Genomic DNA, 17,384 nt, shown 5'->3' on the forward strand with positions numbered 1-17,384 from the left:
GGCGCAATCAAAACATCCGTAGATTTAATTGGATTCGATCAGTGCGCCTTGCGAAGGTCGGCAGCTACTCGGAAACCGAGGAAGTCAAGTTGCGTGTCCGGCGGGTATCCGTTGCGTGCCGCGGAACGACACCCGGCGGCGTAGAAGCCCCAGTAACCCCCGCGGACGATCCGATCTCTGGCCGCAGGCTCCGTCCACGCAGAGCCGTCGTCAGGTGCGTCTTCATACGATCCATGCCACCAGTCCTGGCACCACTCGTAGACATTGCCGTGCATGTCGAACAACCCGAAGCCGTTCGGCAACTTCTCCCCCACCGGCTTTGGTCCGGCGGGCGTGTTATCGCCACAGAACCACATGAATTTCTTGCGCGTGCCATCCATCCCGCATGTGTCGTTGGCTCCAAGGGAATCGCCGAACGCAAAACGAGTCGATGTGCCGGCGCGGCAGGCGTATTCCCATTCCGCTTCGCTTGGCAGTCGAACGTGAATCCCGTCCTGTCCGGTTTCCCGCAGGTGGGCATTCAGAGCGGTCACGAAGTCGTGGGCCTCGTTCCAACTGATGGATTGCGCGGGATGATCGCCGGGGGCATCGAATCGCTCGCCCATCAGGGCTTCCCACTGGGCGACGGTGACCTCGAATTCGCCCAGCAGGAAGTCATCCGACAGGGAGACCCAGTGCTGCGGACCTTCGGAAGGCCAGCGACCACGCTCATGCATCGGCGAGCCCATGCGAAACGACCCGGATGGGATTTGCACGAAGGCCATCTCGACATCGTCGGGCAACCTGATCCGCAAATTGCTGTCCGGCTTCGGCACGGAGTAAATGTCCAGATGATCCAGAAAAATCGAACCGCCCGGCTCCATCGGTTCCCACGAGGCATCGGCAAGCAAATCGAAGGAGACGAGCAGGTTTCCTCCGATGCCGATGTTTGGCGGGAAATACACGCGATAGTGCGCCGGCGACGTCGCGGTTAGTGCGTTTGCGCCGGTTGAGACGATGCTCATGTGGCGACTGGTTCGGAAGGACGATTCATTCAGGCGAAGACGAAAGGTTGGAACATGGTCGGGGTTTGCGATGTCGGTTCCAACGGTAAATGCCGCGAAGTAGATCCGATTCGATTCCAATTCCACGTTGTTTCTTCGATCGAGCGTCGAACCCCAAAACCCAAACTGAAGGGATTCTGTTTCGGCTGTCTGGATGCCCAGGCGCCCGTGTTCTTCGTCATAGAGGGGGTGAGACTCTGCATACAATCCCGGCAGCGTGTATGGCTGCCACCCGTCTGTGCCCGTATCGAAACTGAATGATTTCTCCTTGTGCGCGTTCGCGAAAGCTGCGGCAGGAACCGGGCGGATGTCGACGGAGCCAAGCACGTCGCGCGTCGCCGCCAGTTCGAGTGGAAGGAGATTCTTCGCCTCGACCTGCGTGTGGAAGTCTGTGCTCCCTGCGGGCGGCTGGAAGTACATCGTGAGATCTTCGGGAAGCGGCACGTCGGAGGTTCCACCTGAGGCCGGCAGTTCGACCGTGAGAACGTCCATCTGCGAATTGTCCTGAGACGAAACTCGCAGTCGCACCTGCCCAACCATCAGGCGGTCGAGTTCGACAAGATTGGCCCGATAGGTCGCCGCAAAGACGATCGAGCCATCGGTGCTGTCGATCGGGAGCGGAAGGCCTCTTCTCTCCGGTATGCGGGTGCCTCCGTCGATGGGTTCTTGTTTGGATGACAACCATTCCGCATCCTGATCTGCGAATGAGAACCCTTCGCGATCTGGAGGAACAGTGAAATCCAGCAGAACCCGAAATCCGGTCGAGGCGGAACGCGTGTCGGGATCTTCTCTCCATCGGGATGCGGACCGGCACAGGCGCGCAGGCGAGTTCCAACTGCCACCCCGCAGAACCCGCGAGGACTCGTTGGCAGGAGAGTTAGAATCAATTTCCCAGAACGAATTCGCGCACCATTCGCCGGCGTTCCCTGCCATATCGACAAGGCCCCAGGCATTTGCCTTCTTCAGGCCAACCGGATGCGCGTAGCGTTCGCCGGCGTCCCACGCGTTTCCTTGATACCAGGCGCAGTCATCGATCGCAGCCGCTTCTCTTCCCCAGAAGAAGGGCGAAGATGTTCCCGCACGACAGGCATACTCCCATTCCGATTCCACGGGGAGACGTGCAGCGAGAAACGAGCGACCGGATTCCTGGAGATGCCGATTCACGGTTTCCACAAAGCGCTGCGCGTCATCCCACGAGACGTACACCGCCGGGCTTTGCGGGTCATCGCTGACGAATTCCCGTCCTGCCCAAGGCGACGAGCGCATGACTGCGCGCCATTGGGCCTTCGTCACTTCGGATTGGCCGAGGAAGAAGTCCTCCGGGATCGTCACCGTCTCGGGAGGAAGTTCAGAAGGCATTCGTCCGAGTTCCTCTTCAGCGGATCCCATTATGTAGGTACCGGCCGGGATCCGGACCATCTGCATCGATTCATCGCCAGGAAGTTGGAGGGCAAAAGAGTCTTCTGCGGCGCCCGCTCCCGCCGCGCAGACGGCAATTGCCAGAACGAGCAATAGGAGCCCGGGTTGCATCCGTCCCTGAATCATGCCCCGCCTTTCCTCCGCCAGAGGTTGGCAAAGGATTACGAAGAGCGAGGTGAGACGCAAGGAAAACTGGTGTCAAACACCGAATCCAGAAACCCGCCGGGCACAATTGGCAGTGCCCGGCGGGTGCGAATAATCCATCCCCAGTCGACCAATCAGTAGCCGTTATAGGCGGCTTCCATCACTGAATCGATCTGCGCCTGCGTAAGATTGTCCCCGATCACTGCGACGACAAACTTCTGTCCGCCCTTGCTGTAGTTCTTGACGAAATCCCCATCCTCGCCACACAGGAGCGCCGAGGCAGACATCGCCATCGAGGTTGCAGGATAGTACTTCTTCTTGGGCTTCTTGCCTGGGTTTGGCGCGACGTAGTTTGTTCCAGACGCCGAATCGCCTTCCTCGTCGGAGACGGTCACATAGACGATGATGCCATCGTCATCCGCCTTGGTCAGAGAGGAATCCAGTGCACTGCGTACTGTGTCTGACATGGTTTCGAGTGCTCCTATATGAGTTTTCCCGCCCTGTCTCCAGAATGCGGGTTAGTGCCATGGAATTTCCCTCCACTCAGATTACGGACCGATTCGATTCTGGATGCGGTCCCAGATATCTCCTGCTCCGTCCAGTTCCGTTTTGATCTTATCCAGGTGCTGCACATCCTGCCAGGCCTTGGCGAATTCGTCGTCTGCGGCACTTGCGTCTCCCTCCGCCAATCGTGCCTCGCCCTTGGCCCAATGGGCGGTCGCGAGATACTCCCAGATTCTGAATGGAGGGTTCTCAAGTTGCTCCAGCGTGAGCAATGTCTCGATGCTCTCGTTCGCGTAGGAGATTGCGCCGTCATTGTCACCGGCACAGAGCGCAAGCTCGGCTGCCAGGGCGGTCAATTCGCCAAGCGTGTAGGAGCGGGAGAGGTTATCCTCTCGGGCGGCCGCGAGATGGCGTTGCTCTTTCAGAGCCTGGTCGACGGTATCGAGTCCTTCTGCGCAACGATTCAGCGCCAGGAGGGCTTGGGCCTTCCTCATCCTCAGACGAACGAGATCCTGCAGTTGATAAGGATCCTGGAGAGAGGGATCCCGGCGACTGATGCTTCCGTCGATGGCTCGCTGGATTCGCGCCAGGCCGCTCGGATCATCGAGGTACTTGACGGCGAGGACGCCGATCATGCTGTCGGCGTTCTCAAGATTCTGCGCCATGCTTTGATCGTCGGAATCCAGCTGTTCCAGCTTCTCGAACAGCTTCTTCGCCTCGTCGTGCAGTTGGCGCCCCTGCTCCATGTTGCCTTCCTGGAAAGCCAGGTGCGATGCCATGCAGGCAAGCCAAAGCTGTCGGGATGCGTGGTAGGGCTTGGGCGACTGTGAGGCGAGCGCCGAAGCGTAACGGTGTGCCTCGGTCAGATTCCTCTCCCACTCGCCGATGTCGCCGCGAAGGGCTTCGATGGAAACCAGCGATTCCTTTCCGATGATCAAGTCCGCCAGGTAGGTTTCCTTGTTGGTTTCGCGAAATGCTTTAACCTGCAGTTCGAGCGCATTCTTCACGGCGCTGCGCGCCTTGTCCAGATCGAGGGTTGCCGCAAAGACGTCCGAAAGCCTGAGATAGGTCCAGGCCTGCATACGCAGATCTTCGGGAGTCAGCGTCCCAACATCCTTGTTCTGGTAATACTGAAGCCCCAGTTGGGCGATACTGTGCAACGACTCCAACCGATCCACCGACCTGAGTGGAATATCGAGCTCGTAAAGCACCTCTTCGAGCGTCGTTTCCATATCGTCTCTGGCTTCCTGGGCTTCCTGCCGTCGCGCGTCGGCAATGTCACGCTGTTCGGCCAGTTGGACGTTCTTGTCCTCGATCGCCTTGCGACTCTTCTGCTGCTGATGAGCGAATCCCACGGCTCCGATGATCACGATCAGCAGGAGAAGAAACGATGCGGCCAATGCTAACCTGCGTTGGCGGGCATGGCGCTTCTGCTGAAGGTCCGCCTCCGCAATCCGTCGTTCGAGGTCGACCCGCGTTTCGTCCTCGGCTGGAAGGCCAACGCAGGCGCCGCGCGCGAATCCCAGGTCGCGCTGGCGCAACGCGTGTTCGATCTGAAGCACGACCAGTTTCCGCCGGAGCTGTTCCGCCTCAGGGTTTCCAGGCCACAGGTCCCTCGCCGCATTCGCCTGCTGGATCAATGAACCGACGGTCTTGTAGTCGTAAGCTGTCTCGTCGAGAACGGCGACCTTCCTGGCCACTTCGTCCGAGAGCTTTCTGCTGTCTTCCTGCTTCCCGATGCCGTCGATGTACTCTTCCACGGCCTTGCGAACGGCCAGGACGGATTCCGGGCGAGCTTCCGGTCTCGTGGAGAAGCATTGCTTAATGATCGCCTGCAATTCTTCCGGGGCATCCTTCGGTACAAGGCGATGTTTGTTCTCGTGAATCGCCAACATCGCCGTCGCGTAGACAGAGACTTCGCGCGGAGGGTGTCCGGTCAGAATCTCGAAGAGCACGCCTCCCAACAGGTAAATGTCAGTGTGGCGCCCGATGCGATCGTTCGAGGTGTCCACCTGCTCCGGCGCCATATAGGCGGGTGTTCCGCAGGCGACCGAGGACGACTCGCGTGTCGGCATCAGCCCACTCGCGCCCTCATCCAGCTTTCGAGTCGCCGTGAACTCGTCGACTAGCACGATCGCCATTCCCCAGTCGGTCAGGTAGACTTCACCGTATTCGCCGACGATGACCTGGCTTGGCTTGATGTCTCTGTGGATGATGCCGCGATCGTGCGCATAGGCCAATGCATTGCACATCGCGATGAAGATGCGCAGGTGGCGCGAAAGATAACTGAATGAGGGCTTTTCGCCATCGCCGGGATGCTCCTGGCGAATCAGGCGACTCCACGGCGTGCCGCGGGCAAGTTTCATCGCCAGCGCCGGCTGATCGGCACCGTATCGCTCCACGCGGCACATCTGGTGAATGGGAATGATGTTAGGGTGATCGAGGGCGCCTGCCACCATGGCTTCTTTTCGGAAGCTCTCTTCGTCGTGACCAAGCAGCACCTTCACCGCGACCATACGGTGGAGTTCTTCCTGTCGGGCCAGCCAGACTTCGCCCTGGCCGCCTGCTCCGATTCGTTTGAAGAATCGGAAGTCTCCATCACAGGAGACATCTTCAACCTTTGCAGGAAGCGTGGCTCCCTCTTCCAGGGCGCGCGTTGGCGTCTGGGAGAGAAGTGAGGCGACCTCAGCGTCGCTCATCGGCCCAAAGAGCCGGTCGTCGCCGAAGCCATCAGTCGTAGTGGTGGTATCCGTCATGGTTGGATCGCTCGCAATCCTCCCAAAGGCGGTGGATGTAATACTTCTGAGTTTCTACAACAGACCTCACAGTTGCGGTTGATCCCGGAGGTGTCGATGGAAAACGGCGGTTCCCGAGCATCGTGCCGGAGGAATGTGGCCGCGGATGATCAGCCGTGGATTTCCTTGTCCCACTGGCGGATCGACTGCTCTTGCTGAAAGGTTTCGATGCTGCCGGGGCGGAGGCGGCGGATCGCCTGGATGGCCTCGTCGGCCGACATTCCAGTCGTTACAAGGTAGGTGGCCAGCATCGTCCCGGTTCGTCCGATACCGGCTCGGCAATGCACCAGAACCGCCCCCGAGTCGCGGGAAAGCTGCGTCTGAACGAAACTGGTGAAGTCACGGATCTGCTCGAGGGTTGGAGGCGTAAAGTCAGCAATTGGAAGGTGGTACCCCTCCATTCCTTGTTCCTCAAGGGCCTCCGGCGGCAGCGGGTCCTCCGTCAACGTGACGACCGCGGCGAAGCCCTTGCGCCGCAGCGCGGCTAGCTCATCTTCAAGCGTGGACCACATCCCGGGATAGGCCGACCCGGCCAGCTTGCCGTCTATGATGTAGGAGAAATTCCCAAGCACGAATTTGACCTTTCCTCCCCTTGGCGAGGGCCCGTATTCAAGGGGGAGTCGGGTTCGCGGATCAAGGTCGAAGGCAGGGAAAAGGCAACCTCCCGCTTGCGCACCCACCCCTGCATCCAGGATCATCAGGCGTTATGTGCTGCGACTTCGATTACGACGAGGCCTGATCCCGTTGTCCGATAAGAAATCAACCAAGTACACCGATGAGGCGATCCGGCGGGCGAAACAGCTCCGCAAGGATATCATTCGCATGGATCCGCGCGAATCGAATAGCTTCATCCATCGCACCATCATACGCATTTCGCGGTTCTTCATCATCCTGTGGAAGGAGATGACGACCGAGTACATGTTCCAACGCGCAGCATCGTTGACCTACACGACGATTCTGTCGCTGTTCCCCCTGCTTGTGATGATTACGTCGCTGGCCTCGGTGTTCTACACGCCCGAGCAGGAGGAGCAGTTGGTCTCCTTCATCGAGCAGCGACTGCTGCCGCCGACGGACGCGGGAATCCTGACGACTGCTGAGATCAAGGTGCAGGACGAGCGGGAAGAGGAAATCTCGACGATCGTTACAGATATCCGCCAGATGTCTGAGACCTATCGAAAGAGCGCCGGCCGCGTCGGTGTGATGGGTTTTGTCGGTGTTCTCATCGCGGCTATCCTGATGTACAAATCCATCGAGTCGGCTTTCGAGGCGGCGTGGGAGCTAGACATAAGACCCACCTTTGGCAGAACGATCACAGGCTTCACCACCTTGATTGTCCTTGTGCCGCTATTCGTGGGTATATCGGTGACGGTATCTTCCTTTGTTGTGGGCTATTTGTCCGATACGAAACCGGAGGATGCTGCTGTCGAAATGACGGAGATCCGTGGCCTGAAGCACCGACCCACAGAGAAGGAACTTCAGGCGACGGTACCCAATGACGTCCCAACGACAACGGTGGCTGCAACGCAATCCGGCTCAAATGGCGGCGACGGCGAGCCGAGCAGCCGCGTGGCCAGCATGCTGTTGAGCCTCTTCCCTCCCCTGCTGAACAGTCTCTTCCTGGCATTGGCGTACACGCTGGTGCCTCCAACTCGAGTGCGATTCAAGTATGCGCTGATCGGCGGATTCACGGCGGGCATTCTGTGGGAGTGCGCGAAGGTTGCGTTCTTCTTCTATGTCTGGATGTCCGCCACGCGCCGGGAACTCATCAAGTCGCTGGGTGCCGTACCGATCTTCCTGATCTGGATCTACTTCACCTGGATCGTCTTCCTGCTTGGCAACATGCTGACGTTCGTTAGCCAGAACTTTCGCCAATTGCACGAAGTCTACTTTCGTCGGCGGGATCATTCGAATCTCGATAGCCGACTGCTTGTCGGGGCGATGCTGGTGGCGGCCGACTCTTACTCGAGCGGTGAGGGTGGTGTGACGAGCGCCGACCTGGTCGAGCGCCTCGGTGTTGACTTCCGAGAGGCGAATCAGTTCATCCAGTACCTTGAGCGCAAGAAGCTGCTGGCCCGCACGAAGCTCGAACGCTACGTGCCTTCGCGCCCGCCGAACCGAATTCAACTGGGCCAGTTGCTTGTCCTCGGCGGTGATCCGTCAATGCTGTCTGCCCTGCAGGACAGCAGCGGGACTCTCTCCCCCGTGGGAGGGACCTTGAAGGCATTGGACAGGCATCTGAAGAGCTTCGGGGCGGATCGGACACTTGATGAATTGCTGATCGAGTTCGGCGCGGATGACTCTCCCCAGCCCATTATTGGGGATGACGAATAATGTGACTCGCCCAGAATCCCGTCATCAACGCCTGTCCCTGTGAGTTGAGTTGACGACAGGCGGTTCCAGACGGATGATTGAGATGTGTCGAATCGCTATTCCGGAGTCGTAAAGGGGAAATTGAGATGATTCAGGGATCACAACCCTCCGGCGAGGGCCCTCGCGTGTCGCGGGATCCGGCCACGGGAGCCGGTCGGTCGAAGACCGCTGTTCCCAGAGATCCGGCAACAGGTGCCGGGCGCTCGAAGACGAGCGTGCCGCGCGATCCAGCCACGGGATTTGGCCGATCGGCTACAACTGTCCCCAAAAAGGGACAACCCGACCCGCCGTCGAAGACCGAGACGGTGGCACAGGTTGCGAAATCAACGGCAGTCGGGCTGAAGTCTATCCTGATGTGGGTGGTCCCCATCGCCGCGGCGGTCATTGCCCTGTACTTCATCTTCCTCGGCGACAAGGCGCCGGCTGAGGTCCGCACGCCCGATGCGACGATCATGACCTACACGGAAACGGTACAAATGTACGTACCGCCGGCCGGCCGTATGCCGTCGCAGGATGGCGTCAGTACATGGCTCAATTTCTTCGATGGTCCTTCACGGCTGTGGTTCAACGAGAACGTCGACAAACTCGCGTTCATAATGAACCAGGACAAGCCTGAGGAATTCATGGATTGGCCGGATACGAAGAAGCGCTCGGAAGCGATGAAGTTCCTGCTCACACAACCACCGCTTGGCGGCGTTGTGAAAGTCATCTCTGTCTACAACGATGAAGACAACGGAACCGCCCAGGTCGAGGTCAGAGCGGGCCTTGGGCAGGCCTCCTTCAGCATGGTGGAGAAGGACGATCGCTGGCAGTTCCAGGATATGATGGGCAAGAAAATCCAGATCGGCCAGATCATCGCGCCGCTGAATCCTCCCAAGAGGAATCGGTAGGGCCAATTTTGAGTGAGCCGCGGCGGGGGCTCGTTCTGAGGATATTCCACTTGGTCCGCGGCACGATCAGGCTCTAACATTGCCTTGAAATCATCGGGAGAAAAAGCCCTCATGCAACGTGCACTGGTGGGAGTCGTGATCGGCAGCCGGGCCGACTTCAACGTGATGCGCCGGGGCCTTGAGACCCTGCGCGTCATGGGCGTTCCATACGTTTTCGAGGTGATTGCTCCGCACCGCGGGCCGGAGAGGCTGGCGGACTTCGCGCGCGGCGCCGGCGAGAAGGGCATCGAAGTCCTGATCGCGGCCGGTGGCGGATCTTCGCTGATCGCAAATCACATCGCATCCTACACGAACCTCCCAGTCATCGGTGTGCCGATCGATGCCTCGCCGCTGCGCGGACAGGACGCGCTGTATTCCATGGTGCAGACACCTCCGGGCGTTCCTGTTGCGACCGTGGGCATCAATAACTCGGAGAATGCGGCGATCCTTGCCGCCCAGATTCTTGCGCTGAAGTACCCCCAATTCCGGATGGTTCTCGCCCACCGCCGAATGGCGAGCGTCCAACGACTCGATGCGATCCAGAAGGAGCTGCGCAGCGAGTATCCGGACCTCTGTTTGCCGGATCGCACGGCGCCGGTGAAGAACGCTGCGCTCAGCGGTAGCGACAGCGATACCGATTCCGAAGGCGATGGAAGTGCGAGCAGCGAGGCCGTGACGCCAGAACCTCCCGAGGATTCGGTTCGCATTCGGCCGGGTGCTGTTTTCGTGGAACGCCCCACGGGCGTGGGGGCTCAAGACCTGGTTTCAACACCAATCCCGCAGGAACCGGGGACGGGCCGTCGTGAGGCGCGCCCGGTGAGCATTCAACAATTGCTCGGGGATAAGCGCCCCCCCGCCGTCGCATCCTCGGTACATGACCTGGACACAAAGGAAGACAGCGACTCTTCGGATGCCGAAACAGAAACTCCGACGCCGCTGCTTCCGCCCGCGGAGCACGTCCCGATTCCAGTCGCTTCCGACGAAGCGCCGCCCGAACCAGAACCCGTCGAGGAGGCGCCGGAAGAACGGCACGTTGAGACAAAGATTTTCAAGATCAACCGGAACGAACCAGACGTCGACATTCTCGAGCATGCCATGATGGTTCTGCTCGAGGGCGGTGTCCTCGCGCTGCCAACGGACACGGTCTACGGGCTGGCTGCGGATGCAACGAACAAGGACGCGTTGGAGCTTTTGTTTGCCCTCAAGGGCCAGGAGCGCCAGCGAACCTTGGGCGTGCTGATCCATCATCCGGATATGCTGGAGCGGCTCGTCCGAGAGATTCCGCCGGCCCTCGAGCCAGTCCTTGAGGCTTGCTGGCCGGGTGCATTGACGGTGATCCTGCCAAAGGCCCCTGGCGTGCTAACGGGCGTCTCTGCCTCCGACCGCGTCGGCATTCGCGTGCCCAACGATCGCGTGTGCCTTGAAGTCATTTCCCGCGTAGGCCGGCCGGTCGCGATGCGGAATGCAACCGTGGCGAACTCCGAACCGATGACCAGTGCAGAACCTGTCGTGGAGAACTTCAACGGGCTCGTAGATTGCGTACTGGATGGCGGCGAGTGCGCGGCTTCGGCCGGTGCCTCGACCGTGCTCAGCGTCATGGGGGATCGTTTCGAGATCTTGCGCGAAGGTGGCATCAGCCGCGCGACGCTGAGGGATCTCCTCGGGGATAAACTCAAAGACTAATCGGAAGAAAAATGCAGGCAACTTTTGTCGATCTGGGCAGGATGGAATACCAACGCGCCTGGGACTTGCAGCGCACACTTCAGGAAGAACAAATCGCAGGCAATCGCGAGCCGATGCTTCTGTTTGTGGAGCACCCGCCGACGATCACAATTGGTCGTCGCGGCGAGTCGGCGGATGTCGTCGCGCCAACGGCGGTTCTCCAGGCGCGAGGTATCGCCGTGACGGAAACCGACCGCGGCGGACAAGTGACCTACCATGGTCCGGGGCAGCTCGTCGCCTATCCTCTCGTCAACTTGCAGGACATCAAGCTGGGTCTCCACGAATACATGCGCGCTCTCGAAGAGGCCGTGATTCAGTATCTCGCGACGCTTGATATCAAGGCTGGCCGCGTGAAGGACCGCACGGGCGTTTGGGTGGGTAAGGAAAAGATCTGCGCCATGGGCATCCGCGTTCGGCGGTGGTGGACACTGCATGGCCTGGCTCTGAACGTCAGGACGGATCTCAACCACTTCGGCATGATCGTCCCCTGCGGCATCCGCGATCGCGGGGTGACCTCGCTCGGCAAACTCCTCGGTGATGATGCTCCTACGCTCGAGGACGTCAAACCCGCGATGAAGGCGTGCCTGGCGAAGGAGTTAGGGCTGGAGTTGATAGACGGATCCTTGGAGTAAGCCGGCGAGGACGCCGGCGGTCCCAGAAAAGAAAACGGGGCGCCTTTGCGGGCGCCCCTTTTGTGTCTCTGTAGTTGCCGCTCATTCTTCCGGCGGCGGTTCCTGCGGGGCAACCATGTGGCTGCGGCTCTCGTGACGTCCGGCAGCGCCGCAGCAGTCTTTGAACTTCTTGCCGCTTCCGCACGGACAGGGATCGTTGCGGCGTACCTTCGGCGTGTTCCGACGATAGGTCGAAAGGCCCGTCTGCGGGCGTCGGGGACGTGCCGGAGCCTGCTGCTGCTCTGCGGGTGCAGCCTGAGGCGCAGCAGAACCGGCTTCGGCCTTCTGATAGCTCATCTGCTTCACGCGCCGACGCTCCTGCTCTTCCGGTGTCACCACCTGGAAGCGGAAGAAGCGATCGAAGATCTCGCGGTGCACGGCCAGCAGCATGTCGCTGAACATATCCGTGGCGTCCTTCGTAAACTCGATCAGCGGATCGCGCTGGCCGTAGCCACGCAGGCCGACGCCTTCGCGAAGGCTATCGATGGCCAGTAAGTGATCCTGCCACTCCGCATCGATCGTTCGCAGGGAGATATAGCGCGACAGAGAGTTCGTCATCTCGGCGCCGAGCATTTCGCCCTTCTGCTCGTATGCTTCAACGACGAACTCCATCACGGCTTCCAGAAGTTGCTCGAACGTCGTGTACTTCCGATCGCGCAATTCGCCGACGTCCATCATGAAGAGCACGCGGCTGATGTAATCGAAGAAGCCTTCTGTGTCCCACGTGGACATGTTCGCAGGCTGACCGTAGTCGGCTGAGAACACACCTTCGATCGCATCGGCAAAAACGTCCAGCATGACCTCGCGCAGTTCGGGCTCAACGAGCAGTTCGCGGCGCAACTTGTAGATCGTCTCGCGCTGCTTGTTCATGACGTCGTCGTACTCGAGCGTCTTCTTGCGACGTTCCTGGTTGATGCCTTCGACCTTCTTCTGCGCGCGTCCGATTGCCTTCGTGACCATCGGGTGGAAGATGGGTTCGCCTTCGCCCATGCCCAGTCGCCCCATCCAGGTGGAGAGTTTCTCGCTGCCGAACCAACGCATCAGGTCGTCCTCGAGACTGACGAAGAAGCGGCTGGTGCCCGGATCGCCCTGTCGGCCGGCACGACCACGCAACTGGCGGTCGATACGACGGGATTCGTGACGCTCCGTGCCGATGATCTGAAGGCCGCCGGGCCATTCGTCATCGTCGGTATCGCGCGAATCGCGAACGCCTTCGCCGAGCTTAATGTCCGTACCACGACCGGCCATGTTCGTAGCGATCGTGATCGAACCGGGCTTGCCGGCGTTTGCGACGATCTCGGCTTCTCGCTGGTGGTTCTTCGCGTTCAAAACGGCATGGCTCAGTCGTTTTGCTCTCAACATGCGCGACACGGTTTCGGAGACGGCGACAGAGGTCGTGCCGACAAGAATCGGCAGATTCAGCCCATGAAGGCGTTCGATCTCGTCAATCACCGCCTTATACTTCTCGCGCTTTGTCTTGTAGATGATGTCGTCGAGATCCTGGCGCGCCGTCGGCACGTTGGATGGGATGACAACAACGTCCATGCTGTATGTGTGTGCGAACTCGCTCGCTTCCGTCTCGGCCGTACCAGTCATACCGGACAGCTTCTCGTACAGGCGGAAGTAGTTCTGGATCGTGATCGTTGCGAGAGTCTGCGTTTCCTTCTCGATCGTCACGCCTTCCTTCGCTTCAACGGCGGCGTGCAGGCCGTCGCTCCAACGACGACCGGGCATCTTGCGGCCGGTGTACTCGTCGACGATGACGATCTTGCCTTCTTCGATCACGTAGTCCACGTCGCGATTCTTCAACGCGAAGGCATGCAACAACTGGCTGATCGAGTGCAGTTCCTCGGACTTCTCGTCATGCTTTTTGCGAATCTCGAGCTTCTCCGCTTCGCGGTCTTCCTTGGTCAGCGATTCATTCTGCTCGACCTTTGCAAACTCGTCGAGCAAGTCCGGAAGAACGAAGTAGTCCGGATCCTGCGGAGAGAGCGTCATGCGCCCCTTTTCGGTCAGCTCGAGCTGGCGGTTCTTCTCCTCCACCATGAAGTAGAGTTCCTTCTCAAGCTCGCGCATCTTCTTCTCGAGCATGAGCTGGTTCTCAATCTTGTCTTGCAGCTTGTTATTGTGCGGATCTTCGCGTAGCTTCATGTAGCGGTTATGCTTCGGCATGCCCTTGCCGCAGAGAAGCAGCTTGTAGCCGCCTTCCCAACTGTCGGGATCTTCCTCGAGCAAGTCCTGGGCTTCCTTCGCCAGGCGACCGACCAGCATCTGCTGCTTGTTGACCAACTCGCGAACCATTGGCAGAAGCTTGTCGTACTGGTGGGTTGAACGATCGACCGGGCCGGCGATGATGAGCGGCGTACGCGCTTCGTCGATCAGGACCGAGTCGACCTCGTCGATGATGCAGTAGTGGTGTGGACGCTGCACGAGTTGGGCTTTGTCCAATGCCATGTTGTCGCGCAGATAGTCGAAACCGAATTCGTTGTTCGTTCCGTAAGTAATGTCGCAGCGATAGGCGTGGCGGCGTTCCGGCGTGTGCGGTTCGGACTTGTCGATACAGCCGACGGACATGCCGAGGAAATTGAAGATCGGCGTCATCCACTCGCTATCGCGCTTGGACAGGTAGTCGTTCACCGTGACCAGGTGAGCGCCACGGGCTGTGAGGGCGTTGATGTAGAGCGGAAGAATGGCGACGAGCGTCTTGCCTTCACCGGTTGCCATTTCGGAGATGTTGCCCTCATGCAGCGAGATGCCGCCGGCGAGCTGAACATCGAAGGGAACCATGTTCCACTCGATCTCCGCTCCACCGGCCATCCACTTCTTGCCGATGTGGCGGCGACAGGCTTCCTTCACCGCGGCAAAGGCCTCGGGTAGAATCTCGTCCAGACTCAGCGTCTCATCGTCCTTCTTCTCATCCAACTGATTGCGGACATCGCCCCACGAGAGATCCTCCCAGGGTTCGAAATCGAGTTCCTCGATCGAGCGCATCATCAGGTGGAAATCGCGATCTTTTCCTTCTGCGTTCTTCGGGAATTCGTCCAGGAAGATCACGCTCTTCGGCTTGTGCTCGGCGCTCATGCGTCCCATGCCTTCGCGAATCTGCGAAGCCAGGTCGCCGGTCTTCTCAACGCCTTCGTTCACAATCACAAAGGCGATCAGGTCGCCAGAGTGGAAGTCGCGGCGTGTGCCCAGGAACGTGGCGGCCGCGATGTCCGGGTGGCGCTCCAGGAATCCTTCCGCCGCTTCGTGATTGATCACGGCGTCACCAACGCGAGAAACGCGTGGGACGGCCTTCAAGAGACGGCGGAACTCCGCAGTCTTCAGGCTGAGATCTTCGTCTGAGATCTGCTCGTACTCGGCAAAGACCTCGTTGATCTCGACCGTCATCGGCATCAGCCGTTTCATGTCTCGGGCCTGCTTGTCTCCAAGCAGGACTTTCATCAGGGACTTAATCATATTCGTTCTGACTCCGTTACGTCGATTGCTGCTGGCTTAAATGCAAAGGGGCTGGTCAGGTCGACCAGTGGAAGGCAATTCGTGTGCGGGAAAAGGACTCAGGCCCGAGACGGTCCGCGGGCGCCTTCCTGCTCCAGGAGCCGACGCTTCATCTCCGGGCCGCCGCCATACTGGCCGACGGATCCATCCGAGCGCACAACACGGTGGCATGGAATCACGAGAGAGAGCGGATTCGTGGCCATCACGGTGCCGGCGGCTCGTGCGCATCCGGGATACCCCGCTTTGCGAGCGAGTTCACCGTAGCTCAGCACTTTGCCGCGGGGAATTTTCGAGCAGGCCCGGAGAACAGCCAATTGAAAAGCTGTTCCTTTCGGCCACTCGATATCCCCAAGCAATTCGCCGGCGTCGGCTTTGCCCGCCAGGACCTTGCCCAGATGGGCGGCGGCGCGCACGGCTGGCGACTTGCCAGACTTGCGCTCCTCGGCTCCTGGCGAATGGGCTGCAACTCGCTTCGCAATGGCCTTCTTCGGATGAGGAAGAAAGACATATGCGATCCGATCGTCTTTGCAGATCACCGCCCCCGCACCATACGAGGTCTGAAATTGGCTCCACGTTGCCTTCACGATATGTCTCCAATCGCGGGGGGTCCACGCACCGCAGTCGACGGTGGGAAAGCTTTGTGAGGCAAAGATCCTCCCCAGGGACTCCCCTGAGTCGGACGTGCAAAATGGATCGGTGTGGGAGTCGCGGCATGCGCCGCAGCCGTATCGTCCTGATCCTGGCGCTGGGACTCCGACCATGTCTGGTGAGGAGGATCGTGCAGGCTACCTTCAAAGAAGGCGATCTCATTGGGTCGGCGGGTGCGCTCCAGCGCGCCCACAACCTGCTGAATCCGCACGGTTTGAGTCAGAAGCTGCTCGCGCACCGATTCCGGAGGCGCCGCCAGCACACAGCTCGCTGCCAACGGAATAACCATCGCCACGACCAGGGGCCGCGGAGTGGATCGGCGAGAAAACGCGAAGGTTGTGGCAGCGTTCTTTTTCATCGTTGCCGAGCAAACGTGCGCGGCACCGGGCTGTCAAGGGAAGGTGAGCGAAATCAACGTCCTGTCAATTGTGCCAGGTTCTGGCGAGCCATCTTCGCCTCGGGGCTGTCCTGGGCCGTGGAGATGACTTTCTCGTAGAATTCGACGGCATGAGAGCGGTCGTTCAGGAAGGCATGAACCTGGGCAAGGCCGAACAGCGCCGCCGGATCATTGGGCGAGACCTCCAGAGCCTTCTGATAGGCCGTGATCGCGTCCTGAAGGTACTGGCGGCCCTTCGAGGAACTGCGGCTCTGCACGGTGCGGCCGTGTTCGCGATAAGTCCGAGCCAGATCGATCCAGTTTGAGGCATCCTGCTCATCCAGTTCCGTGGCTGCCTTGTAGGCATCCGCGGCCTTATCGTACTCCCGCTCGTCAAGCAGACGCGCCCCCATCGAGCGATGAGCCTGGACCATAGCTGCCGAAATAGCGGCGGCGTGCTGGGGGAAATCGAGCTTTAGCAGACGTAGCGCATCCAGCGCCTCCCCAGGCTTCGAGGCATAGAGGAGTTCGCTGGCCTCGTCGAGCCCGGTGGTCAGTGCAGCCGGAAGCGGCTTCTCCTCCGGGATTTCCGGCAAAGAGCTCGGGATCATCCAGCCGGTGATCATGCCGTGCAGCACCCCGGCGATGATCAGAAGGCCGGCGGCATAAATCAAAGACATCGTCAGTGCCCGCGAGTTGAAGCGTCGAGATCGGGGCGAACGACGAGGGGGCTCCGGGCGCGGTTTCCGGCGGCGGCGCGGTGCGACTGGCTCTGGCGGCTGCGCCTCTTCCTGCTCCTCGATATCCAGGAGTTCAAAGCCCTTTGGCTTGTCCTCGTCCAGCGGCCGAGGGCGAGGTCTTGGGCGCTTCGGCTTGCGAGGCGGTGATGCAGGCGGCCTCTCGCGCATCGGCACCGGATCGCGCCAGGAACTGCCCGTCCGACCGACGGAAGCGGCGAGTTCCGCACGCATGACGAGGGCTTCCGAAAGCCCCTCGCGCAAATCGCGATTCATGGGGGAGATTTCGAGGGCCGCCTGATAGTACTCGATGGCGGCCTCCGGGTCGCTGTCTTCCAACGCCTGCTCGGCGCGCAGCGCCATTCGCTCGACCGGACTCATGTCGGCGAGACTTCTTGGCTTCTTCTTTTTCCTGACCAGGGCGAACATGAGCAACTCTCAACGGGAACAGGCCAACACGCTGTGGTCGATTCGCGACCCACAGGGCAAGAGCATCAAGAAGAATCTGAGTTCGCGAGCAGCCAGAAC

At 59.9% G+C, this 17,384-nt stretch carries 11 protein-coding genes; 4 read left to right on the forward strand and 7 right to left on the reverse strand.

Annotated features, from left to right (window positions below; translation table 11 throughout):
* Positions 1-38: 38 nt before the first annotated feature.
* From KQI84_02070 to KQI84_02085, 4 genes are all read right to left on the reverse strand, one after another.
* Complete coding sequence (locus tag KQI84_02070) at positions 39-2,588, reverse strand: formylglycine-generating enzyme family protein (GenBank protein MCB2153646.1); 2,550 nt, start codon at positions 2,586-2,588, stop codon at positions 39-41.
* A gap of 152 nt (positions 2,589-2,740) precedes the next feature.
* Entirely contained in the window at positions 2,741-3,073 is a 333-nt protein-coding gene (locus KQI84_02075; GenBank protein MCB2153647.1) for a hypothetical protein, read from the reverse strand.
* A gap of 81 nt (positions 3,074-3,154) precedes the next feature.
* A complete protein-coding gene (locus KQI84_02080; protein ID MCB2153648.1) occupies positions 3,155-5,866 on the reverse strand; it encodes a serine/threonine protein kinase in 2,712 nt (903 codons plus the stop codon).
* 149 nt (positions 5,867-6,015) lie between these two features.
* Complete coding sequence (locus KQI84_02085; GenBank protein ID MCB2153649.1) at positions 6,016-6,477, reverse strand: dual specificity protein phosphatase family protein; 462 nt, start codon at positions 6,475-6,477, stop codon at positions 6,016-6,018.
* A 172-nt stretch (positions 6,478-6,649) separates the two neighbouring features.
* Between KQI84_02085 and KQI84_02090 the strand changes: the two genes are divergently transcribed.
* The 4 genes from KQI84_02090 (at position 6,650) to lipB (ending at position 11,558) form a co-directional block, all read left to right on the forward strand.
* Positions 6,650-8,236 carry a YihY/virulence factor BrkB family protein gene (locus KQI84_02090; GenBank protein MCB2153650.1) on the forward strand — a complete coding sequence of 529 codons (1,587 nt, stop codon included), beginning with the start codon at positions 6,650-6,652 and terminating at the stop codon, positions 8,234-8,236.
* 254 nt (positions 8,237-8,490) lie between these two features.
* A complete protein-coding gene (locus tag KQI84_02095) occupies positions 8,491-9,165 on the forward strand; it encodes a hypothetical protein (GenBank protein MCB2153651.1) in 675 nt (224 codons plus the stop codon).
* 111 nt (positions 9,166-9,276) lie between these two features.
* Positions 9,277-10,887 carry a threonylcarbamoyl-AMP synthase gene (locus tag KQI84_02100; protein MCB2153652.1) on the forward strand — a complete coding sequence of 537 codons (1,611 nt, stop codon included), beginning with the start codon at positions 9,277-9,279 and terminating at the stop codon, positions 10,885-10,887.
* 11 nt (positions 10,888-10,898) lie between these two features.
* The gene (gene lipB, locus KQI84_02105) at positions 10,899-11,558 is read left to right on the forward strand and encodes a lipoyl(octanoyl) transferase LipB (GenBank protein ID MCB2153653.1); all 660 of its coding nucleotides are present in this window, start codon (positions 10,899-10,901) and stop codon (positions 11,556-11,558) included.
* An 81-nt stretch (positions 11,559-11,639) separates the two neighbouring features.
* On the opposite strand, the gene secA is transcribed toward lipB, so the two are convergent.
* From secA to KQI84_02120, 3 genes are all read right to left on the reverse strand, one after another.
* Positions 11,640-15,056 (reverse strand): preprotein translocase subunit SecA, encoded by a 3,417-nt coding sequence (gene secA / locus KQI84_02110; GenBank protein MCB2153654.1) that lies wholly within the window; start codon positions 15,054-15,056, stop codon positions 11,640-11,642.
* Between the two features lie 98 nt (positions 15,057-15,154).
* Positions 15,155-15,856: an MGMT family protein gene (locus KQI84_02115; GenBank protein ID MCB2153655.1), complete on the reverse strand. Its 702-nt coding sequence runs from the start codon at positions 15,854-15,856 to the stop codon at positions 15,155-15,157.
* Positions 15,857-16,154: 298 nt separating this feature from the next.
* Positions 16,155-17,237, reverse strand: coding sequence for a tetratricopeptide repeat protein (locus KQI84_02120; protein MCB2153656.1), 1,083 nt, complete (start codon positions 17,235-17,237; stop codon positions 16,155-16,157).
* Between the last annotated feature and the right edge of the window lie 147 nt (positions 17,238-17,384).

Source organism: bacterium, from assembly GCA_020444065.1.
In the GTDB taxonomy this organism is placed as follows: domain Bacteria; phylum Sumerlaeota; class Sumerlaeia; order SLMS01; family JAHLLQ01; genus JAHLLQ01.